The 20622-nt window shown below is 39.5% G+C and carries 21 protein-coding genes; 9 read left to right on the forward strand and 12 right to left on the reverse strand.

Annotated features, from left to right (window positions below):
* Positions 1 to 119 precede the first annotated feature (119 nt).
* The 5 genes from modA to bioB form a co-directional block, all read right to left on the reverse strand.
* Positions 120 to 923: a molybdate ABC transporter substrate-binding protein gene (gene modA / locus ACFX4I_RS22975; RefSeq protein ID WP_377423242.1), complete on the reverse strand. Its 804-nt coding sequence runs from the start codon at positions 921 to 923 to the stop codon at positions 120 to 122.
* 102 nt (positions 924 to 1025) lie between these two features.
* The gene (locus ACFX4I_RS22980) at positions 1026 to 2192 is read right to left on the reverse strand and encodes an MGDG synthase family glycosyltransferase (RefSeq protein ID WP_377423244.1); all 1167 of its coding nucleotides are present in this window, start codon (positions 2190 to 2192) and stop codon (positions 1026 to 1028) included.
* 130 nt (positions 2193 to 2322) lie between these two features.
* Positions 2323 to 2922 (reverse strand): DedA family protein, encoded by a 600-nt coding sequence (locus tag ACFX4I_RS22985; RefSeq protein ID WP_377423247.1) that lies wholly within the window; start codon positions 2920 to 2922, stop codon positions 2323 to 2325.
* A 17-nt stretch (positions 2923 to 2939) separates the two neighbouring features.
* Positions 2940 to 3638, reverse strand: coding sequence for a polysaccharide deacetylase family protein (locus ACFX4I_RS22990; protein ID WP_377423269.1), 699 nt, complete (start codon positions 3636 to 3638; stop codon positions 2940 to 2942).
* A gap of 467 nt (positions 3639 to 4105) precedes the next feature.
* Complete coding sequence (bioB, locus tag ACFX4I_RS22995; protein WP_063234977.1) at positions 4106 to 5071, reverse strand: biotin synthase BioB; 966 nt, start codon at positions 5069 to 5071, stop codon at positions 4106 to 4108.
* 396 nt (positions 5072 to 5467) lie between these two features.
* Between bioB and ACFX4I_RS23000 the strand changes: the two genes are divergently transcribed.
* The 4 genes from ACFX4I_RS23000 to ACFX4I_RS23015 all read left to right on the forward strand — a co-directional run bounded on the left by ACFX4I_RS23000 (position 5468) and on the right by ACFX4I_RS23015 (position 9290).
* Positions 5468 to 6052: a biotin transporter BioY gene (locus tag ACFX4I_RS23000; RefSeq protein WP_230302989.1), complete on the forward strand. Its 585-nt coding sequence runs from the start codon at positions 5468 to 5470 to the stop codon at positions 6050 to 6052.
* Entirely contained in the window at positions 6031 to 6738 is a 708-nt protein-coding gene (gene bioD, locus ACFX4I_RS23005; protein ID WP_377423250.1) for a dethiobiotin synthase, read from the forward strand. Before ACFX4I_RS23000 ends, bioD begins: the two co-directional genes overlap by 22 nt.
* Positions 6735 to 8117 (forward strand): adenosylmethionine--8-amino-7-oxononanoate transaminase, encoded by a 1383-nt coding sequence (bioA, locus tag ACFX4I_RS23010; protein ID WP_377423253.1) that lies wholly within the window; start codon positions 6735 to 6737, stop codon positions 8115 to 8117. Before bioD ends, bioA begins: the two co-directional genes overlap by 4 nt.
* Before the next feature lie 225 nt (positions 8118 to 8342).
* Positions 8343 to 9290: a hypothetical protein gene (locus ACFX4I_RS23015; protein ID WP_230302986.1), complete on the forward strand. Its 948-nt coding sequence runs from the start codon at positions 8343 to 8345 to the stop codon at positions 9288 to 9290.
* Positions 9291 to 9500: 210 nt separating this feature from the next.
* Here ACFX4I_RS23015 and ACFX4I_RS23020 read toward each other — a convergent pair whose 3' ends face one another.
* Complete coding sequence (locus ACFX4I_RS23020; protein ID WP_377423255.1) at positions 9501 to 9692, reverse strand: hypothetical protein; 192 nt, start codon at positions 9690 to 9692, stop codon at positions 9501 to 9503.
* 713 nt (positions 9693 to 10405) lie between these two features.
* Here ACFX4I_RS23020 and ACFX4I_RS23025 point away from each other — a divergent pair.
* Entirely contained in the window at positions 10406 to 10678 is a 273-nt protein-coding gene (locus ACFX4I_RS23025) for a YesK family protein (protein WP_230302985.1), read from the forward strand.
* 178 nt (positions 10679 to 10856) lie between these two features.
* Here ACFX4I_RS23025 and ACFX4I_RS23030 read toward each other — a convergent pair whose 3' ends face one another.
* Positions 10857 to 12350, reverse strand: coding sequence for a peptide MFS transporter (locus ACFX4I_RS23030; RefSeq protein WP_230302984.1), 1494 nt, complete (start codon positions 12348 to 12350; stop codon positions 10857 to 10859).
* Between the two features lie 347 nt (positions 12351 to 12697).
* On the opposite strand from ACFX4I_RS23030, the gene ACFX4I_RS23035 reads away from it, so the two are divergent.
* Complete coding sequence (locus ACFX4I_RS23035) at positions 12698 to 12922, forward strand: hypothetical protein (RefSeq protein ID WP_230302983.1); 225 nt, start codon at positions 12698 to 12700, stop codon at positions 12920 to 12922.
* 88 nt (positions 12923 to 13010) lie between these two features.
* Here ACFX4I_RS23035 and rsiV read toward each other — a convergent pair whose 3' ends face one another.
* Positions 13011 to 13880 (reverse strand): anti-sigma-V factor RsiV, encoded by an 870-nt coding sequence (gene rsiV / locus ACFX4I_RS23040; protein WP_377423258.1) that lies wholly within the window; start codon positions 13878 to 13880, stop codon positions 13011 to 13013.
* Positions 13865 to 14380: an RNA polymerase sigma factor SigV gene (locus ACFX4I_RS23045; RefSeq protein WP_377423260.1), complete on the reverse strand. Its 516-nt coding sequence runs from the start codon at positions 14378 to 14380 to the stop codon at positions 13865 to 13867. Before ACFX4I_RS23045 ends, rsiV begins: the two co-directional genes overlap by 16 nt.
* A 185-nt stretch (positions 14381 to 14565) precedes the next feature.
* Here ACFX4I_RS23045 and ACFX4I_RS23050 point away from each other — a divergent pair, with 185 nt between their 5' ends.
* Positions 14566 to 15972, forward strand: coding sequence for a polysaccharide deacetylase family protein (locus ACFX4I_RS23050; RefSeq protein ID WP_377423262.1), 1407 nt, complete (start codon positions 14566 to 14568; stop codon positions 15970 to 15972).
* A gap of 100 nt (positions 15973 to 16072) precedes the next feature.
* On the opposite strand, the gene ACFX4I_RS23055 is transcribed toward ACFX4I_RS23050, so the two are convergent.
* Positions 16073 to 16792 (reverse strand): YebC/PmpR family DNA-binding transcriptional regulator, encoded by a 720-nt coding sequence (locus ACFX4I_RS23055; RefSeq protein WP_053536610.1) that lies wholly within the window; start codon positions 16790 to 16792, stop codon positions 16073 to 16075.
* A gap of 260 nt (positions 16793 to 17052) precedes the next feature.
* Here ACFX4I_RS23055 and ACFX4I_RS23060 point away from each other — a divergent pair, with 260 nt between their 5' ends.
* Positions 17053 to 17778: a DUF4261 domain-containing protein gene (locus tag ACFX4I_RS23060; RefSeq protein ID WP_230302979.1), complete on the forward strand. Its 726-nt coding sequence runs from the start codon at positions 17053 to 17055 to the stop codon at positions 17776 to 17778.
* A gap of 326 nt (positions 17779 to 18104) precedes the next feature.
* Here the strand turns inward: ACFX4I_RS23060 and ACFX4I_RS23065 are convergent, their stop codons facing one another.
* Positions 18105 to 18485, reverse strand: a complete 381-nt coding sequence (locus tag ACFX4I_RS23065; protein ID WP_309519744.1) for a winged helix-turn-helix transcriptional regulator — start codon at positions 18483 to 18485, stop codon at positions 18105 to 18107.
* A gap of 279 nt (positions 18486 to 18764) precedes the next feature.
* On the opposite strand from ACFX4I_RS23065, the gene ACFX4I_RS23070 reads away from it, so the two are divergent.
* Positions 18765 to 19481, forward strand: a complete 717-nt coding sequence (locus ACFX4I_RS23070) for a 3-ketoacyl-ACP reductase (RefSeq protein WP_309519743.1) — start codon at positions 18765 to 18767, stop codon at positions 19479 to 19481.
* A gap of 301 nt (positions 19482 to 19782) precedes the next feature.
* Here the strand turns inward: ACFX4I_RS23070 and ACFX4I_RS23075 are convergent, their stop codons facing one another.
* A complete protein-coding gene (locus ACFX4I_RS23075; protein WP_309519742.1) occupies positions 19783 to 20325 on the reverse strand; it encodes a hypothetical protein in 543 nt (180 codons plus the stop codon).
* Positions 20326 to 20622 lie beyond the last annotated feature (297 nt).

A 20622-nucleotide genomic window follows, 5' to 3' on the forward strand; every position in this document is an offset into this window, starting at 1 on the left:
GATAGATGAATACAACTATGTTCTTATTCTTACGATTAAAGCGAGAAGAGGTTTCAATATAAAGGAAAATATACCTAATATTACTTAAGATACATAAAAAAAGACCACCAGATTGGTGGTTATTTCAAATCTTTAAATCCGTATTTTTCAAAGATTTTCATGGAGGCTTCCGTTTGGAGATAGTCATAGAATAGCTTGGCTTCCTTGGCATGGTCCAGGTCATTGATCATTCCGACGGGATATATGATCGGATCATGTAAATCTGCTTGGGCTGTTGCAATGATTTCAACTTTTGGTGAATTGAGCGCATCCGTTTTATAGACGAGCCCTGCGTCCACGTTCCCCGTTTCCACATATGTAAGCACTTGCCGGACATCCTTGGCATATACCAATCGATCTTCAACCTCTTTAAAGAGATTCATGTTTTCCAAAGTTTGTTTCGCATACTGCCCTGCCGGTACAGACTCTGGAGTGCCAATCGAAATTTTAGCGGCCTTAGTGAGGTCTTCCAGTGATCCGATTCGCTTTTTGGAATCCTTTGGCACCACCAGCACCAGATCATTACCGACTAAATCGATTCCGTTTTTCTCTTCAATAAGACCTTCCTCTACTAATTTATCAAATTTATCTTCTGCAGCTGAGAAAAACAGGTCAACAGGTGCTCCTTGGGATATCTGCTGCAAAAGCGCTCCAGAGGCTCCAAAGTTATAATGAACTTTCACATTTGCATTCTCTTTTTCAAAAGAATTCTTTATATCATTTAAGGAATCTTGCAAACTTGCAGCTGCCGAAATCGTCAGTTCCACTTTCTCGTCAGCTTGTTGCGTCTGCTTTTCTGCGCTTTTTTCTTTATCAGTTGAACACCCTGCCCCCACTATCACAAGCATCATTATCGAAAAAATCATAAGGTATATTTTTTTCAAAGTCCCTCTTCCTTCCGACCTTTCATTATAGGAAGGCTGCTAATTCAGCAGCCTTCCGTATTCATTCTTCATTTAAGTTCACCAGTGAGAACACAATACATCTCAGCTATATAGAAGTTTGGGCTGTCGGACTAGATAGGAAGGCGTATCATTTTGATTAAGGTTAAGGATCAATTTCATGACCTCCACTATTCCCTCAGGTTTCTCCAACTCTATTTCTTTATGATAGGATTCTATGGATGTGTTCCACTTTTTCATTTTTTTCTGATCTTTTAATATACTCAGCAATTGTTTTTCAAAAGGCATTTTCTGATTAAGTTTAAATACAAGTCCTTGTTGTTTTAAATACTGCAGATTAATTTCCTCCTGCCCCGGAAGCCTGGAGTGAACAAAAATGGGAAGCCTTTTTCGCAATGCTTCGCTAATTGTGACACCGCCGGGTTTCGTAACGATTGCGTCAACTTCTTCATAAAGCCTATTCATTTCAGACCTTGATGAGATATAAGGCAATGGTTTGATATGAGGTAAGTTCCATGTATCGATTTCTTCATACAGCTTGTTGTTATTTCCGCAAAGAACTAAATAATCAAAGTCGGTTGAAGTCTTTAACTCATCACCTAAGTTCAAAATCCCTCCCAGACCGCTATTTCCTCCGGATATCAAAATTTTGGGCCGTTCTGTGTTTTTTTGTACAGAAGCATTTTTAGTGATTTCCTCGTGCACGGGAATGCCAGTGACCATCATCGTTTGTTTTGGTATTTGACGCTTGCTCATCAGCTTTTCTTTTACTTCTTGACTAGGAAGAAAATGGGCATCTATCCCTTCGCTTCCCCACACATTATTAATGAAGAAGTCCGTGTACACGTTTATTACCGGTGTGCTGCACTTCCCTTTTATTTTTAGCTGACTCAAAAGATAGGAAGGGAAACCGTGTGTGCACACAATTAAATCAGGCTCTTCCTCTGCTATCAATTGTTCCAGTTTATTCATGAATAATTGCTGATACCATTTAAATATCCGTTCCTTTGGCGAGTGCACATAAAACAGATTCTTATAGGCAAGATTATAGGTTTCCGGCGCATAACGGATCCATGTTAGATAACTGCTTGCGATGATTTTTTCTAGAGAAGTATTGGTATAACTGATTAGATCGATTTTTTTATAAGTTATCCCATTTGAATGCTTTTTTAACATATCCATCAATGCCTCTGCAACTTGATGATGTCCCGACTGCATTCGAAAGAGAGGTAAAAACAAAACCTTCTTCATATGTGTCATCTCCTAAGAAATCATTCTGAAAATACGAAAATATATAGCTCATGATATCTTCCTCTTAAAATATCGTTGAACAAATCCTTTAAATGAATTTCATTTCAACGGTTTATAATAAGGAGCCGACTCAACTTTTGGACATTTGTTTTCTCTTTTTCATGTATTTGATAGTAACATATAGTACAAAAATAACTAAAAATACAACACCTAAATATGGAACATATTTAGGATTAATATTAAAAGCATCCCCCACATAATAACCGGCCACTATAAAGGGGACGGTCCAAAGTATGGTGCCTAATAGGGAAAAAAGGAAGTATTTCCGAAAGGGTATAGATGAGATCCCTGCAAAATATGGACTAATTTGTCTTATTCCCGGAATATAAAATCCCATTACTAAGGTTTTTTGTGCATTATCCGTATATTTTTTCTTTGCTTTCTCCCAGCGTTCACTCGTAATCCCAATGAATCTTCCATATTTATTTATAAATGGATACCCCACATATTTTCCGCATGCATAAGCTGCAAGCATTCCGATAAAGGCGCCGAGAATTGCACACAGCACTGCTAACCCCATAGAGAGCTTACCTTGGACAACCAACACCCCAATTAGGAATAGAAGTGATTCTTCTGGAGCAGGCACTCCCACAATGCCGAAGAATAAAAAAAGAAAAATGATCAGGTATCCATATGAATCAATAAAATGTAAAAGCGTATCTATATTCATAATACCCCCAGAATTAGTTATAAGTCTTTTAAAGAAATGAAGTGTGTTCCTTTTTCCTTACTTTCCTGCAGGTAAATGTTTAACATTTCAATCATATAGCCTGGTGCCTCTTTATCCGCCCCCAAGGTTTCACCACAGTCATGAAGCAACAGGATGGAACCTTCTGTCGAAGTGCTTCGCAGTTGATCAAGCAGAGTATTTTTGCAATTTTCGGCCTTCCAATCCCCGAAAATGCCAGACCACATTATCACTCTATATTTCTTACTGAAAAGTGGGGTGAATAGATTAAAATGGCCCCATGGCGGTCTATAAAAAACAACCTTTTCATTCGTACATTCACTTATCGCCTTATCAGTCATTTCCAACTGCTTCCGTAGATGGATTGGTGATAGCACCCAACTTGAAACATGATGAAAATGATGGATACCGATAGTATGTCCCTCTTCATGCATTCTTTTAATAATCTCAGGATTGCTTTTCACTTTACTGCCAACAACAAAAAATGTGGCCTTTATCTCATATTCTTTTAAAAGATCAAGCAATTTTATCGTATATTCAGGATTTGGGCCATCATCGAAAGTTAGCGCAATCCCATTATTCGAATTGATTTTTTTTGTTATTCCCAGACTGCATACACGAATAAGCACCGTTGGGATAATCGTATAAAAGATTAATAACAATAATAAAATAATAAAACTAATCAGCCATATATGCATCACACAAAACTATCCTCTCATTATTGATATTACCAATACTGATCCTTTCCCTTTATCATAATCATTTACCGCAATGCAGCAAATGTTATTGTATTCAGGTAATTCATTAAAAAACCTCTCCTTACAATTTAGCATTTTTATTTCATTCTTTTCACTTATCAATTATTTTTTTATTTTTGTAAATTTTTACAGACCAATAGCCTGCTTACAGCAAATTCATAAAACATCCAGACTATAGGAGAAAACGGGTTCCCTGCAGTTTTTTCTTGAAAAGTGTTCAGTTGATTTCAGAAACCCGCTCCCTTTCCGCCGACTGTCTGCCAAGCCTTATCAAAGCAAGCATCTAGCGGGGTCAGTTATTCGGCAGGAGTGTCTCAAATTTTTTCCATCCAGTAAGGGTTTCATACAGTATTTTATCGACAAACTAAAAAAAAACACCCTGAGGGTGTTTTTTTAAAAAAATCCAATTAAAGAGCACATTCTTCAATTTCAAATCCCAGGTCTTCGATGATTCCCCAATCCGCTGTGGGTTCTTGACCGGCTGTCGTTAAATAATCGCCGACGAAGATGGAATTGGCTGCATAAAGTGCCATGGGCTGCATGGAACGGAGATTGACCTCACGACCGCCGGCCAGACGGATTTCCTTACTCGGATTAACGAACCTCATCATCGAAATCAATTTCAGGCATTTAGTGGGAGTCAACTCGGAAGTTCCCTCAAGCGGCGTTCCGTCAATTGCATTGAGAAAATTACAAGGAATGGAATCTGCATCAAGGCTTCGTAAGGATAGGGCGATTTCCACCGCTTCGGCCTCAGATTCCCCCATACCGAAAATGGCACCAGAACATGGGGACATTCCGGCATCCTTCACAGCTTCAACTGTATCTACCCGGTCTTCATATGTATGTGTCGATGTAATTTTGCTGTAGTTTTCCTGTGATGTATTCAAGTTGTGGTTGTAGCGATGAACGCCGGCTTCCGCTAGTTTGCCGGCATGTTCCTCATTCAGGAAACCTAAACAGCAGCAGATTTTAAGATCCGTCGTTTCGCGGATTTCTTTTACCGCTTCAATGACATGATCGATTTCCCTGTTGGTCGGACGCCGGCCGGACGCGACGATGCAATAAGTACCCGCTTTGCGACGAATTGATTCTTGCGCTCCCTCGACAATCTTTTCTTTAGTCAGCCAAGCATATTTATCGATTGGGGCTTCCGAAACGATCGACTGCGAGCAGTAGCCGCAATCTTCGGGACATAATCCTGACTTCGTATTGATGATCATATTCAATTTAACCTTTTTCCCATAATGGTGCTTACGTATGAGATAGGCTGCATTCAGAATTTCCAATACCTCTTCGTCTGGGGCTTGTACGATGGATAATGCCTCTTCCTCCGTCACTTTATATCCTTTGATAACGTTCTCCGCTAACATCTTCCAATCCCTAACCAATGTTTCCAAACCTAATCCCTCTTTTCTTTTAATGTTCTATAGTGTCCCCATCTCTAATCTACTTTCCCTCGTTCGCATGTGCACAAATGCATGACAAGGAAGAAATAAGCGATATGAATAGTTCTCCCGACATAATAAAACTTTTAATATGTTAACCTTAAATATTTTAAGTTAACATATCGTTTGAATAATAACATACATACAAAATATTATTCAATGGTCTTTTTTCAATATTTTCCTAGTCTGCCCTTTAAATCCTAAGAAAGCTGGCATTTTATATGTTAACTAAATGTATAAATTAGTTGACATATAAAATGAGAATCAGGCAAACTAATAGTGGGCATTCTGCCAGCCATTTCTAAAAAGGAGGTTGAAAATTTGAAAGCAAGGACAATTTCTTATGTGGCCCTTTTTACCGCGTTAACTGCCATTGGCGCCTTTATTAAGATACCTATCCCTTACATACCATTCACACTGCAAATTCTGGCAGTCTATTTGGCAGGCGCATTATTGGGGCCCCGGCTTGGGATGCTCAGTCAGTTATGCTACGTCTTGATCGGACTTATCGGGGTGCCCGTGTTTGCTGAAGGCGGGGGATTCGGCTACATATTCAAACCCACTTTCGGCTATTTGCTCGGATATATACTGGGAGCCTATGTAAATGGATGGCTGATCAACCGGTTTTCCCTCTCCACGATTCGTTCCATATTCTTTGCTAATGCCGCCTCTTTGCTGACAGTTTACTTTTCAGGCTGCATCTGGCTGTATGGTGCGATGAAGTGGATTGTGGAAACACCGCTTTCAATCAACCAAACGATTCTCTACGGCTTCTTATTACCTGTACCCGGTGATTTAATGCTATGCATTCTATGTGCTGTCATCATTCAACAAGTACGTCCGCGCATTGCAAAATATATAAACGTAAAGGAGCTGAATCACCCATGGGCCAAGCCTACTTTATAACCGGAACTGGCACGGATATTGGAAAGACCATCGTCACGAGTGCACTCTATCTGTCTCTTCAAACAATGGGAAAAAGCGTCACGATATTCAAGCCATTTCAAACTGGAATCAATGAGGAAAATAATACATACCCGGACATATCTTGGTTTGAGCAGGAACTCGGTGTAAAGGAATCAGGGTTTTACACACTGGAACCTGAAACCTCTCCACATTTGGCGATTAAATTGACGGGTAGTCAAATTGATAAGAAGAAAGTCGTGGAAAGGGTTCATGAACTTGAGGAAATGTATGACATCGTATTAGTCGAGGGTGCTGGCGGATTGGCTGTCCCGCTCATTGAACGATCCAACGGTTTCTATATGACGACGGATTTCATAAGAGATTGCGGCATGCCTGTCGTATTCGTATCTACAAGTGGTTTAGGGGCGATTCATAATGTCGTGACGACGCATTCGTATGCCCAAATCCATGATATATGCGTGAAAACCATTTTGTATAACCATTACCGGTCAGAGGATCGGATCCATCAAGACAATATCGAAACCATTGAAAAGCTGACAGGGCTGAATGGCCTCGCCTGCATCCCAACAATGGCCGATGTCAGAAAAGACTTGAGGAACTGCATCCTTGATTTACTTGGTGATCAAAATTATACCCAACAACTGAAAGAGGTGTTCCAAGCATGAACAGTCAGGATTTAGAGCAATGGGATAAGGAATATGTATGGCATCCATTCACACAAATGAAAACGTATCGGGAAAGTAAACCGCTGATCATCGAGCGCGGCGAAGGCAGCTACCTGATTGATGTGGATGGCAAACGCTACCTCGACGGCTATGCTTCATTATGGGTGAATGTGCACGGGCATAACGAGCCGGAATTAAACGGCGCCCTTATTGAACAAGTGAATAAAGTAGCGCACTCCACGCTGCTTGGATCCGCGAATGTACCATCGATCTTACTGGCAAAAAAGCTGGCAGAGATCACTCCTGGTTCTTTATCGAAAGTCTTCTACTCCGACACGGGATCTGCCGCTGTGGAAATCGCCCTTAAAGTCGCTTATCAATATTGGCAGAATATCGATCCCGTCAAGCATCAGAATAAAAACAAATTCGTCTCCCTTGACGAAGCATACCATGGCGATACTGTCGGTGCCGTGAGTGTTGGCGGAATGGATCTATTCCATAGAATCTTTAAGCCACTCTTATTTCAACGGATTTCCGCCCCTTCACCATATGCCTATCACATGACAGAGTATGGGGATCAAGAAGCCGTGAAAAACCATTGCTTGAAAGAACTGGAGATGTTACTGCAAGAACAATCAGAGGAAATTGCAGGATTGATCATCGAACCGCTAGTGCAGGGAGCAGCAGGCATCATAACCCATCCCCAGGGCTTTTTGAAAGAGGTCGAACAATTATGCAAAAAGTACAATATCCTCTTAATTTGTGACGAGGTGGCCGTAGGATTCGGTCGCACCGGTACAATGTTTGCCTGCGAACAGGAAGAGGTCGTCCCCGATATCATGTGTATGGGCAAAGGGATCACTGGGGGATATATGCCACTCGCAGCCACCATCATGAACGAGCAGATCTTTCAATCCTTCTTGGGAGAACGGGAAGAACATAAAACTTTCTATCACGGCCACACCTATACAGGAAACCAGCTAGCCTGTGCACTGGCCCTGAAGAATATCGAGCTGATGGAAAGCCGCAATCTCATAAAAGACATCCAGAAAAAATCTAACTATCTATCACAAAGACTGCAAGCGCTATACGAACTTCCGATAGTCGGCGATATTCGCCAGCGCGGCTTCATGATTGGAGTGGAAATCGTTAAAGACCGCGTAACAAAAGAAACGTTCACACTCCAAGAGAACGTCGTTTCCGGAATCATCCATACAGCACGGGAAAATGGCCTGATCATCCGGGAACTTGGACCAGTCATCACGATGATGCCGATCCTTTCCATGTCAGAAAAGGAACTCGATTTCATGGTCGAAACCGTCTACCGTGCCATTCAGGAAGTCTCCATTCATAAAGGATTGATTCCAGCAGCAAACTGATTCACAAAGAACCGGAAGAGCAGGGCTCATCCGGTTTCTTCCTTTCTTCACAAAGCACTTTGGGAATACGGAGTACATATGCTGATTTCCTTCCATTGTCTGCACGGCAAAAAATCATCATTAGCCTCTTTTTCAGTTTTACAAACCTATAGATTAACCTAGATATTTTTAATATTTTTAGGTATTTCTGCTATAATCAGGGTAAAAGGAAAGAGGTGAACCGTTTTGTCAGGCATAGAAAAAGAGTATGATTCCCCTACCAGAAAAGACTGGATCAGGACTTTTTATACTTTTGCTTATATAAGTCTGCTCATTCTAATTATCGTCTCTGGAATTATTCGCTATTTTCAGGCACCTGCTGGTAATGTTCAAGAGTCGAAACAGGAACAATCAAGTAAAAGTGAAAAAGTAAAGGAAAGTAAAGTCATTGAAAAGGATCCCACCGTTACATCATTGGTTTTAAAACCATTAGCGGAATCACCAAAAGCAAAAATCATATTTGAACATGTCGGTTACTTTTTAATCCTGCTATTCCTTTTTATACTCATACCCATCCCGCTATTGAGCGTTAAAAGATTTAAATTCATGACCCTCGAAGTTGAAAGAGAATCTCAAGCCATCGAGGTAGCTAAGAATTTGACCATTCAACAAGATAAATTCGGACTTCTCTCTTACTGGTTAAAAGAGGATTTTAAATCATTGTTTTTAGAAGTTGAAAGGGATAATACAAGCTATAAGGACTTTCTTGAAGAAATGCTCCTATACATGAGAGATCACTATAAAAATAATTGGGACTCCCATTTTGAATTTGATATAGTGACGGAAACCAAGTTTAAAAAGAATTATTCAGCTCCTAAACTTGTTAAAAAATCTCTTCCCTCAGCAAAAGTGAAAGGAATCGGGCTTCCTATCAATAAAGAGAATGATAGATACATACACTTTAAAAACTTTATGATCCATACAATTAACGTCGAAGAAAATCTGCTGACTGAGGAAGAATGCTTAATTACTTATATTATTGTCCTAAAGAGCTATCGAACCATTTTTGATGAATATGACGGCCATTTAGTATCAGGCTTAGCTTCATTAACATATGAATTATACCGAAGATATCACACATCTTTGGCTATTCAAGAAGAGGCAGATGTTGAATCTGAGGAAGAAATTAAGTAAAATAAAGGAAAGAGGTGATAACGATGTCTTTACCTAAAAGAAAATATAGTAAATCCAAACTATTTAAATCCGCAAGTAAGGTTGGTAAGTCACAGCCTCACGAGGTCGTTATTCCAACTTATCATTCGAACAAGTTGACACCGAATAGTCCGTCAGTAAAAAAAGTATTATCAAATGTAAATTAAAAATAACCCCTGATGACTCACGGGGTTATTTTTTAAGTCCAAGATATGTATTAATATACGGTTCCAGAATGGGGCTCCAGCCGATCCAATCCTTAGCTGATTTTATATGATCGGGACTCCATACAGGTGAAGATGGCATTTCAATACCTTTAGGTTTGGACCCGACTTTCCTGGCGCTTCTCAATAGTAGCTCATACTTATACTTCCTTCCCTCCATATCTTCCCTCCTACCCATAAAAACACCTATCGTTATATATATAATTATGTTTAAATGACTTTTTTATGCGCAGCCATTGGTCATCTCCTTCAATGAATCGATGGCATTAGAAAAGGCACCCTCATGGGTATCATATTTGTTTATATTACAAAATCTAGCCTGCAAGGAGTATCGCATATTCCTTCAATTTAATGTGGCTTTATAAAACAGGAAAAAACCATGAAGTTTAACCTAGTCCTGTTTAAAATCACGGTTCGGATTAGACCATTCCGAAGTCCGTTTTGTCAACAAAAGGGTTTCCATCAAAATTTTAAAACAAAGTTGATTGGAGCGGGTGTTCGAGACTCCTGCTTAGAAAAGCGCGCCGAGGAGGCTCCCGGACCGTCCGCGGATAGCGAGTGCCTGGAATGGAAATCAACGTTCGAAATTTATACCTCAACAAAACAGTAGGCACTATAGCTAACTGCTTCGCTTTTTATTCAAAAGGTTTTATTAAGAATGTAATTTACCTCACGATTTTTGCCTTTACACCTCCCGGGAATCCAACTTGCATAAACCTACTTTTATCTTTACATTCGACTTTTTTTGTTTTCCTCCCTTACACATCGAAGAAGGCAGCAGCCCCCCGGCTGTCTTTTTCATTTTTTAAATAAAAAAGAAAAAAATTCCTTATTATGGTATTATTCACATAAGATATTTGAGGAGGTTACAAAATGATGTTGGGAGTTCCACTCCTGGTTGCTTGTGTCCCTGGAATGTTAGTAGTATTTTTGGCGTGGTGGTTTAGAAAATTACATTTATCTTTATTTATAAGGCTTTTACCAGGCATATTAACCGTAGTAACTTCAATTATTTTGTTTTACATTGGTTTTGTGAACATTAGAGGGTTTGAAGGAGCTGGATATGGAATACTGGCTTTCTTTTTACTTCCCTTTGCTATTGCGGCCTCGGTTATTGCGAGTAAAAACAGACGTGTGCAAAGCTAGAATTCATTTCAAATAACTATGAAAACAGGAATATATACAAAAACAAAAAAAACAATTGCCGAAATGAAAAAAAGCTAAGCAGGAACCAGCTCGTTCTATAGCTAAAAGGAAAGAAATAATAATAAAAAAGATGACCCCGTTTAATTCGGAGGTCATCTTTTTCGTTGATGGCTAAGTGTTAACGAATGCCTTTCATGAAACCTTGAATCTTTGGTGATAAGACCATCAGGATTAGTCCAAGGATTATTGAAGCAACGCCAATCACGCCAAAATAAGCCATTTCGGTTTGGGGTGTATAGAATCTGACGATTTGTGCGTTTAATGCTTGTGCTGCTGCACTTGCCAGGAACCACAGGCTCATCGTTTGTGCCGAGAATGCAGCTGGAGCCAATTTTGTAGTTGCTGAAAGTCCAACAGGAGATAAACAAAGTTCTCCAAGTACTACAAGGAAATAGCTAAGTACAAGCCATAGTGGATTGACTAATGAGTCGGATCCACTGAAATAAACAGGAAGCAGGATCACCAGGAATGATAAACCGGCGAACAGTAAACCTATTGAGAATTTTTGCGGAATGGTCGGCTGACGCTTTCCTAGTTTAATCCATAACCATGCAAATACTGGTGCAAGGGTGATGATGAACAAAGGGTTCAAAGATTGGAACCATGCCGGGTTTATTTCTATTCCAGCAAAATTCAACTGTGTCCGTTTGTCTGCATAGCTTGCTAATATAGTTGCACCTTGCTCTTGAATCGCCCAGAACATGACAGCTGCTATAAACAAAGGAATATAGGCAATCAAGCGTGAACGTTCAACAGAAGTTGTTTTAGGGCTGCGATACATGAAAATGAAATAAAGGGTCGGAATAACGATCCCTAGGATACCTACAAGATTAATAAAGGTTTGAATCGTTAAGATGCCTTTAGCGGCAGTAATGCCGATGATGGCAGCTATGATAAGTGCGGCTATCCCCAATTTAGTGAATACGCTTTTCTTTTCATTCTGTGATAATGGGTTAGCAGGAAGAGTCCCAGCAAGGCCAAGGTTCTTTTTCTTTGTTGCAACAAAGACGATGAGTCCAATTAACATACCAATTGCCGCAAGTCCAAAACCAAGATGGAAGCTGTAGTCCATTCCGACTGTTCCGACAACAAACGGTGAAAGGAATGCACCCATGTTGATACCCATATAGAAAATACTGAAACCGGAATCCCTACGTTCGTCATTTTCCGCATAAATTTCACCGACAATGCTGGAAACATTCGGTTTTAATAAACCAGTACCAAGAACAATGAGTACCATTGAAACAAAGAACATGGAGAGACTGCCTGGTACAGCAAGGACAATATGCCCGAGCATGATCAAGATACCACCGTAAAATACGGCTTTTGAAGTCCCGAAGATCCTATCGGCAAGCCATCCGCCAATTATACCTGACATATATACTAAAGATCCGTAAATGGATACAAGGGCAAGGGCTGTGGGTTCATCAAGACCTAGTCCCCCTTTAGAAACTTCGTAATACATATAGTAAACAAGAATGGCCTTCATGCCATAATAGGAGAAACGCTCCCAGAACTCAGTAAAGAAAAGGGTGAATAATCCTTTAGGGTTTCCAAAAAAACCTTTTTGAGGTACACTATCCACAATTTTCTGTTTATTTATCGTTGCCATACCTAGCCCTCCTTTTATTATTGTATAATAACTTTTATTTTCTCCTTTGTAAATAAATATTTAGTATATTTAAATAATTAATTTCAAAGTAAATAGACGCGGGTTGCCACCATGCAAGCCAAAGTCCGGATTTCACAGTAAAAAACACCCTATATAGTCTAATAGGGAGCTGCCATCAAAGATATATTGCCCTAATTTCACCAATGGCATTACGTTTCATATCACTTTGGTTTCCATGCACAATACAATGAGAAACGGAAAAACAGGGAGAACCATTTTGAAAAAAACCAACTTCAATCGTTATATACACCGTATAATAGATATAAAAAAATGAGGAGGGCACGATAATGCTAGGGATCATAACCGTTGTGCTGATTTTTTCCATCCCTATAATCGGCATACTGACAAGCCATTTCGAAAAACAGTCAAAAACCAAACACAAAATGCTGCAAGTTGAATTGGAACTTGAAAAACTTAAACATGAAAATTTTCTTATGGAGACGGAAAAAATGAGGCTTGAACTGGATCAGATGAAATTCGAACAAAAAAGAGACGAGCCAAGGTTACTGTAATCAAGTAACGTTGGTTCGTCTTTTTAAATGGGTATTTTGCCGTTTTAAAAACCTCCCGCCCGTCATAAGAATTACAAATAAGGCCGTTTTAATGGATATATTGATCGCCCACAAGAAGGTCTGACAGCACCTTTGTCGGAATGATGAACTCTACGGCCCCCATATATCCCGGCGCAGCTTCATAGCTGTTAAAGGCGATGACTAGCTTGCCATCTTCGTTTATATAAAAGTTTTGGTTTTCATCGATTCCTTTAAATGCAGTAAGGTCATCATCTTCGACCCAATATATCTTTTCCGGATCTTCAGCCATCTGCCTCTTCATCTGTTCCTTGATGTTCTCACTGATCACCTGAAGATAACGATCATCTTTAAATAGGCTATTTAGCGTTAATAGCACTTCGTTTTTCTTGTCGACTGTATCGAATTGACTTTCTGTAGAACTGGAAGCAGAAATCGTATCCGTATAACGCTGTACGGATAATATCGTTTCATTATCCGTCAATATCACATATCCGCTTTCCACCGACATATTGCCCTTTTCCCCTTCCTTCAGTTTTGACATGGAGTCCGTGAATTCCTTATAAAGCTGCTTGCTTTCCGATAAGTATTTCTCATTCAAGCTATCTTCGAGCTGTTTATTCTCAAGACCGGATATGGCAGGTGTTTTGATTACTGCCGAGGAATTGTTCGCTTCTTCTTTCCATTCAACGAAGGTAATCACTTTGATGACCTTATCGACTATCGGAATTTCACTCATGGCTTTCGCCGCTGCCGGACTGATGTTTACGGAAGCTGTCACAATCAGAAGCGCTGCAGCCGCTGACATGAGGATATTCCTGCCAACCCTTGGCTTCTTCCTGGGCTTTTCATTCAAGGCCGCTTGAACGACATCATTCAATTCCTTTGGTATCGGTGTTTTAAGATATTCTTCCCGCAGATCTTTTAATTTTTTTTCCATTTTTTCGTTTCCTCCCGTTCAGTCATGTAGATCCGCAATAGTTGCAGCGCTTTATATAATCTCGTTTTAATCGTGCTTACGTTCTCTTCCAGCACTTCCGCTATCTCTTCCAGCTTCAGGTCCTCGAAGAAACGGAGAACGACTACCGTTTTGTACTTGACCGACAGTCCTTCAAGGGCCTTTTGCAAATCCAGGTCAGGATAGTGATCTTCCTCACCGCTGCTTAAGTATTCTATAGTTTCGTCATCGGCGACGGTCAGTTTCTTTTTCTTCCGCAAAACATCCAGTGCCGTTCGGACGATGATCTTATATAACCAACTATCTATAGAAGCAGCGTCTTTGATTTTGCTGCTGGAGACCAGCGCTTTCCTGATTGATTCCTGCACGATATCAAGCGCATCCTCTTGGTTTTTAACATAGTAAAAAGCAAGCCTGTACAAATTTTCTTGCCGTTCGGTTATCCGGGCCGCGATTAATTGATTCATATCTAGATTTTTCATTGCATGAAAGAGCTCCTTACATTTAAATTACGTATCCTGGGTACAAAGGATAGACGTTGGTGCAGCCATAAAAGTTTGAAAAAGAACAAGGAAATCTATAAATATAAAAAAATGAAATTTTTTACAAACTTTTAAGGCTTTTGGCGCGTCTATATAGTAGAATGATTATCGAGGTGGAGTGCATCATGAGTAAATTAAATTATAAAAAAGTCTTTATTTTTCTATTTTGTCTAACAGCTGCTGTGGGAACGATGGGGTTAGCCATCAAAAGCCTAGCTTTTGATAAGAAAAGAACCGTTTCGGCCTATACAACTGATAAAAATTATCCAGAAGCCGATATTCAAACGTATGTGAAAGATAATACGAAAGGCGGATATTCAGCCAGCAGGCCCGTTCTGCATTTGGAAAATATCGACAAACAGCTAGAAGCCTACATCAAGAAAGAAATTAAGGATTATGAGAAGAAATGGAAAGCATCCGACGGAAAAGCTTCCGAGCTTAACCTCACCTATACGATCCTCCATTTCAGCAAACAGACCATTACGATTTCCTTCGATAAATATGAGCAAGTGGAAGGAAAGAAGCAGTCTGGATCCCAGATCTTCACTTATGATATTCCATCTCAGCAAAAGCTCTCCATAGAAGACATCTTTGCCACGGATACTGATTATTTATCCGTTTTATCCGATATTGTTTTTGAAGAGTTAACGGAGAAGGAAGAAGAAGGCATTTCAAACAGTCTCATTAAAAAGGAAAACAAACTGAAGGCAGCCAACTTCAATTCTTTTTCAGTCTTGAAAAATACGCTTGTATTCCACGTTAAGACTGATGATTCAACTAAGACCCATACAATAGCCATCAAGAAGGAACTTTTTAAAGATAGTTTGCTAGATTCATATCAAAGTCAAGATTTGAATGAGGATCGTGTAAAGGAATGGCAGCCGAAACATATCGTCGCCAAACTGCCCGTGCAAAATGAATGGATCGACCCTTCAAAAAAGGTCATTGCCTTGACGTTCGATGACGGGCCGCATCCAAGTCATACCATGTCCATTCTTAGAGACCTGAACAAGTATGATGGACACGCGACGTTTTTCGTGCTTGGAAGCCGCGTACAGCACTATCCGGAAGTTCTGCAAAAAATGCTGCAGCAAGGAAATGAGATCGGCAACCATTCATGGGATCATCCGCAGCTGACGCGCTTAAGCAAGAACAAAATCAAAAGTCAAATCGAAAAGACCCAAGACGCTGTAGAAAAAGCTACAGGTACTGAGCCAAATCTCGTCCGTCCCCCATATGGAGCGATTAGCAGTAATGTGCGTGAATACATGGAGGATATGAAAGTCACACTTTGGGATGTCGATCCCGAAGATTGGAAAGAACGGAATGAAAAGAAAATCGTAAACAAAGTGATGAGCAAAGCCAAAGATGGCAGTATCATATTAATGCATGATATCTATCAAACTAGCGCCCAGGCTGCAGGAAAAATCATCAAACAACTGCATGACCAAGGTTATCAACTGGTTACAATTTCGGAATTGGAAAAGGTACAGGAAGACCGTGAACTTTCCGGAATCACCATAAATGAATAATCAAAAGGAAAGAGCCTGTTTCGTGATTCGTAAACAGGCTCTTTCCTTTCAAATAAAATAAGCAGACCTTTGATCATATAGCAAAGGTCTGCTCATTTTATCATTCACCAAGATCTACATTATGATAAACTTGTTGAACATCTTCCAAATCTTCCAATGCATCAATCATTTTTTCGAATTGTGCTTGTGCATCTTCTGGAAGGGTTAGGTCATTTTGTGCAAGCATCGTCAGCTCGGCCACTGTAAAATCGCTGATTCCTGCATCCTTGAATGCTTGTTGTACAGCATGGAATTGTTCAGGTTCGGCATAAACGATGACACTTTCTTCTTCTTCAATGATGTCACGTACATCAACATCCGCTTCCATTAACAGTTCAAGTACATCATCAGCCGTTTTACCTTCAATCCCGATGACAGCCGTTGCATCGAACATATAAGCAACAGATCCGCTGACACCCATATTCCCGCCATTTTTCCCAAATGCGGCACGTACATCAGATGCCGTCCGGTTCACGTTGTTTGTCAATGCATCCACGATGACCATTGAACCATTCGGACCGAATCCTTCATAACGAAGTTCGTCATAGTTTTCTTCCGAACCGCCTTTGGCTTTTTCAATCGCACGGTCAATGATCGCTCTTGGAACATTGTACGTTTTCGCACGCTCAAGTACGACCCTTAATGCCTGATTGGACTCTGGATCTGGTTCACCTTGTTTTGCCACTACATATATTTCCCGTCCGAACTTAGCATAAATCCGACTAGTATTAGCATCTTTTGACGCTTTTTTTTCTTTAATGTTATTCCACTTACGACCCATTATATTCCACTCTCTTTCATCATTGATATATACAAATAGATTATTAAGATACGGCCCTATGAGAAAAACCACCAGGGGAATTCCTTTGAAGATAGGCTATACGTTTACTAGATTATATTATACATCAATTGTATAATTTTGAAAAAGTCCTGTACATCCATCACTGGCATTTATCGGAGCCTGGCGCTATTTTATATGAAATACTATGGAAAACATCAGCAGTGGTATAGTATGAAGTGATCGGAAAGGAGAGATGATCCATGAAGGACAACCAAATCATCATCGGGATACCCGGTAAATGGAAGGACCGGACAGAATTGATTCAAACGGTCGCTTCCCAAAGCAAAGGGTATCTTTTAGCCGGGAATGTTTTTCATAACAGTGATAAGAACATTACTTTTCAGGCGGAGATCCATGATTATGAACCCACTTTGAAAGAGAGCTTTTCCTACGCCAGTAAAGACGCCTTTTCAGAGAATGCATTAGAGGAAATCAATGACCATACCTTTACCGTTTATATAATAGCCGATGTATCCGATACCGGAACTGTTATCGATTTGATCGATGCCGGGGCAGCGATCCTAAGGGCAGGCGGAATGGCAGTGAAAATAGAAACGGCTGGAATTGCCCATTCAAAGGAAGATTGGCAGCATCTTCATCATAGCCCGGATATTCTCTCGGTATATGCCCATTTTGTCACGATCATCGGAGAGGAAGATTATTATTGTTCATTCGGAATGAAAGCTTTTGGTCTTCCGGATGCCGTGACACTTAACACAATGAGCCCGAAAGAGGCGGCTGCCCTGCTAAACACATTTAATTATTACCATTTAGGTGAACGCCCTCTCTTTAAGAATGGCGAAACCTTTAGCATTCAACAGGATGCACCCGACTTTATATTGACGGGCCTTCAGGACTTTAGATATGAAGAAGACCACCCATTCTACAACCCGTTTGGATTATGGAATTTAGGGACAAGTAAATAGAGGAGCGATTCGCTCCCCGACTGCAGGCAAATTCGCATAAAGCGAGTTTGCCTGCAGTTTTTTTATTTAAAGGCTTTGTTAAAGATTAATGTTGATTTTTGAACAAATAAAAGAGACCACCTTTTTCGTGGTCTTCTTAAGTGCATCCTATGGAACTAACGCAACCGTTCGTTCATTAAAAAAAGTGATTCTTATTAAAGAATCGCGCCATGATTATGGAATAAATGAAATTTTTTATACAACAAAATACCCTTTTTTATATTCAATATAACTTTTGCTAACAGCACAGGCAATTTAGATCATTGGAAATGATCTCGTTATTTTTCTTATTCAAAATAGTTGCTTTCTTGTTTAATTTGATCGATTCTCTTTTTTCCCCATTCATACATCATCTCAACGATTGGTAATAACGTCATCCCTAGTTCAGTCATTGAATATTCCACTTTCGGAGGAATTTCTGGAAACACTTCTCTATGAACAATTCCATCTTCCATCAGTTCACGTAATTGGTTTGTTAATATCTTATGAGATATTTTCGGAAAAAGTCTTTGAAGTTCACTGAAGCGATGTGTTCCTTCTACACCTAAATGCCACAAAATAACAACTTTCCATTTCCCGCTAATAATCGATAAGGTAAGTTCTTTTTCACAATGATAATCATTATTTAATATTCTCTCTTTTATCTCTTCTCTTAATTTATCCGACATAGAGCTAACTCCCTTTCATATAATAAGTAACCTTTTGGTAACCTACGCACAAAAAAGTGCATTCTTCACAAAATAGAAAACCGTAGTAGAATGAGGTTAGTCTTAAAGACCAATCTTTATCTATTTTAGGCGGCAAACATTTATGAGTGAAACAGCGCTATTAATTATATTACCAGAACAATACTATCAAACTTACTTGACTTAATTATTAAAATGTTTTAGTTTAATACACTTTATTTCGTCTAAAATAAAACTATCTCATCTAAAGGAGCGAAAAACATGCAAACAATCGCAGGAAAAGTGGCGTTAGTTACAGGAGCAGGGCGTGGAATAGGACGTGCAACAGCAGTAGCTTTTGCGCAAGAAGGTATTCACGTAGGTCTTATTGGACGTACTCTTGAAAATTTACAACAAGTAGCAAAAGAACTTAAACAGTATGATGTGAAGGTAGCAATCGCGGCGGCAAATGTAGCGGATTTAGACTCTATTACCACAGCAGTTGAATCAATTCGCGGCGAGCTTGGTGCAATCGATATTTTAGTAAACAATGCCGGCATCTCAAAATTCGGTAACTTCATGGACTTAACGCCTGAAGAATGGACAAATATTATCGATGTCAACGTAAAAGGTGTGTACTACACAACACGTGCGGTATTACCGGAAATGATAGAGCGCAACACAGGCGACATTATTAATATCTCATCAACAGCTGGTCAAAAAGGTGCACCAATTACAAGTGCATACTCAGCTTCAAAAGCTGCAGTTATCGGACTAAGTGAGTCATTAATGCTTGAAGTGCGTAAGAAAAATATTCGTGTTACAACGTTAACGCCAAGTACAGTTGCAACAGATATGGCTGTTGAGCTAAACTTAACAGACGGCAATCCAGAAAAAGTGATGCAAGCAGAAGATTTAGCAGATTTAATGGTTGCACAGCTAAAACTTCATCCACGTGTTGTATTAAAACATGCCGGACTTTGGTCGACGAACCCTTAATAGAACTATTCGAAATATCAAGGCGCTATCCGATGTATTTTGGATGGCGTCTTCCTTTTTTAGAATAATAAGACCTTATCACCACAGTAAGTTTTAAATATTATACCCTTCAATTATCTGAAAATATCGCCATCTTGTTTATTGGTAATTTACTCCTTACGAACCCTACTCCTTAGATTAATAAGTCTTTTGCCCTTTAATGGCCCAATTGTTGAATAAAGATCAAACAGCACTCTTCAACTATCCTGCCCCGATAGTTCATTAAGGATTATTGTAGAGTTGACCCAAACTGTAAGGTAATTTATTTTATGGAATTTGCGATTTCTACCAATATTTCCGATGTTACTTTATTAGAAATTCTCTTATCCACACTTAACATATATTGCCATCCGTCTTTTTCGAAAATTAAAAGGTTAATCACACTAGAACTCTTGGTACTATATATGGCAGAATTTCCATCATTTAATTTGAATGTTTGGTCAATAAAACCTTTTTTAAATTTAATTCTATTTTCAACTGGTCTAACCCGAATCATATAGTGGTTTTCAGATAGGCCTTTATTAAAGTATTCTACCTCAAAGCCATCATTGAGTTTACCTTTAGGGTTATTAAACCTGCCGTAATTATGAGTGAACGGTACTGGAGGTAATTGAATAGGCAAAGAAATAGTATGATTAAAATGCTTATTACTATCTTGTAAAGCTTGATGTACTGAAGTGTAACCAATTTCAGAAAGCGACTTTTCAAACTCTTTACTGTCATTACTTGCGTAAGTTGTTCCAGTGAATGTGAAGTAAAAAGGAATACATAGGACAAATAATCTTAATAACCTAATAACAATCACGCCCTTTCTTATTATTAAATAAGATGCCCTGAAGCATTGAAGATATGAGTTATTAAGTAGTGTTTATCTTTAATACCGCACAGTACGAGTACACTATGCTTGTTGAACTATCCTGCCCCGTTCGTATTATAAAGGTCAGCCAGTTATTTCTGGTTGACCATTTTTTATATCGATATATGATAACGGTAGCTGGGGTAGAACGTTCCTGCCCGTGGGGCTTGGACCCCGTCAACTAAACAGTTCACCCCCTACTTGTGGAAACATGATTAGGCTGGTTGGGACTACGATCTCGTATAA

Origin of the sequence: Peribacillus sp. YIM B13472, from assembly GCF_042788005.1 — a bacterium.
GTDB lineage: Bacteria > Bacillota > Bacilli > Bacillales > DSM-1321 > Peribacillus > Peribacillus simplex_E.

Bases quoted from the DNA above. Each gene is read 5' to 3' on its own strand.
- ACFX4I_RS22980 (WP_377423244.1), bottom strand. From the start codon at position 2,192: ATGAAGAAGGTTTTGTTTTTACCTCTCTTTCGAATGCAGTCGGGACAT.
- ACFX4I_RS22985 (WP_377423247.1), bottom strand. From the start codon at position 2,922: ATGAATATAGATACGCTTTTACATTTTATTGATTCATATGGATACCTG.
- ACFX4I_RS22990 (WP_377423269.1), bottom strand. From the start codon at position 3,638: ATGCATATATGGCTGATTAGTTTTATTATTTTATTATTGTTATTAATC.
- bioB (WP_063234977.1), bottom strand. From the start codon at position 5,071: ATGTTAGCGGAGAACGTTATCAAAGGATATAAAGTGACGGAGGAAGAG.
- bioD (WP_377423250.1), top strand. From the start codon at position 6,031: ATGGGCCAAGCCTACTTTATAACCGGAACTGGCACGGATATTGGAAAG.
- bioA (WP_377423253.1), top strand. From the start codon at position 6,735: ATGAACAGTCAGGATTTAGAGCAATGGGATAAGGAATATGTATGGCAT.
- ACFX4I_RS23020 (WP_377423255.1), bottom strand. From the start codon at position 9,692: ATGGAGGGAAGGAAGTATAAGTATGAGCTACTATTGAGAAGCGCCAGG.
- ACFX4I_RS23025 (WP_230302985.1), top strand. From the start codon at position 10,406: ATGATGTTGGGAGTTCCACTCCTGGTTGCTTGTGTCCCTGGAATGTTA.
- ACFX4I_RS23030 (WP_230302984.1), bottom strand. From the start codon at position 12,350: ATGGCAACGATAAATAAACAGAAAATTGTGGATAGTGTACCTCAAAAA.
- ACFX4I_RS23035 (WP_230302983.1), top strand. From the start codon at position 12,698: ATGCTAGGGATCATAACCGTTGTGCTGATTTTTTCCATCCCTATAATC.
- rsiV (WP_377423258.1), bottom strand. From the start codon at position 13,880: ATGGAAAAAAAATTAAAAGATCTGCGGGAAGAATATCTTAAAACACCG.
- ACFX4I_RS23045 (WP_377423260.1), bottom strand. From the start codon at position 14,380: ATGAAAAATCTAGATATGAATCAATTAATCGCGGCCCGGATAACCGAA.
- ACFX4I_RS23050 (WP_377423262.1), top strand. From the start codon at position 14,566: ATGAGTAAATTAAATTATAAAAAAGTCTTTATTTTTCTATTTTGTCTA.
- ACFX4I_RS23055 (WP_053536610.1), bottom strand. From the start codon at position 16,792: ATGGGTCGTAAGTGGAATAACATTAAAGAAAAAAAAGCGTCAAAAGAT.
- ACFX4I_RS23060 (WP_230302979.1), top strand. From the start codon at position 17,053: ATGAAGGACAACCAAATCATCATCGGGATACCCGGTAAATGGAAGGAC.
- ACFX4I_RS23065 (WP_309519744.1), bottom strand. From the start codon at position 18,485: ATGTCGGATAAATTAAGAGAAGAGATAAAAGAGAGAATATTAAATAAT.
- ACFX4I_RS23070 (WP_309519743.1), top strand. From the start codon at position 18,765: ATGCAAACAATCGCAGGAAAAGTGGCGTTAGTTACAGGAGCAGGGCGT.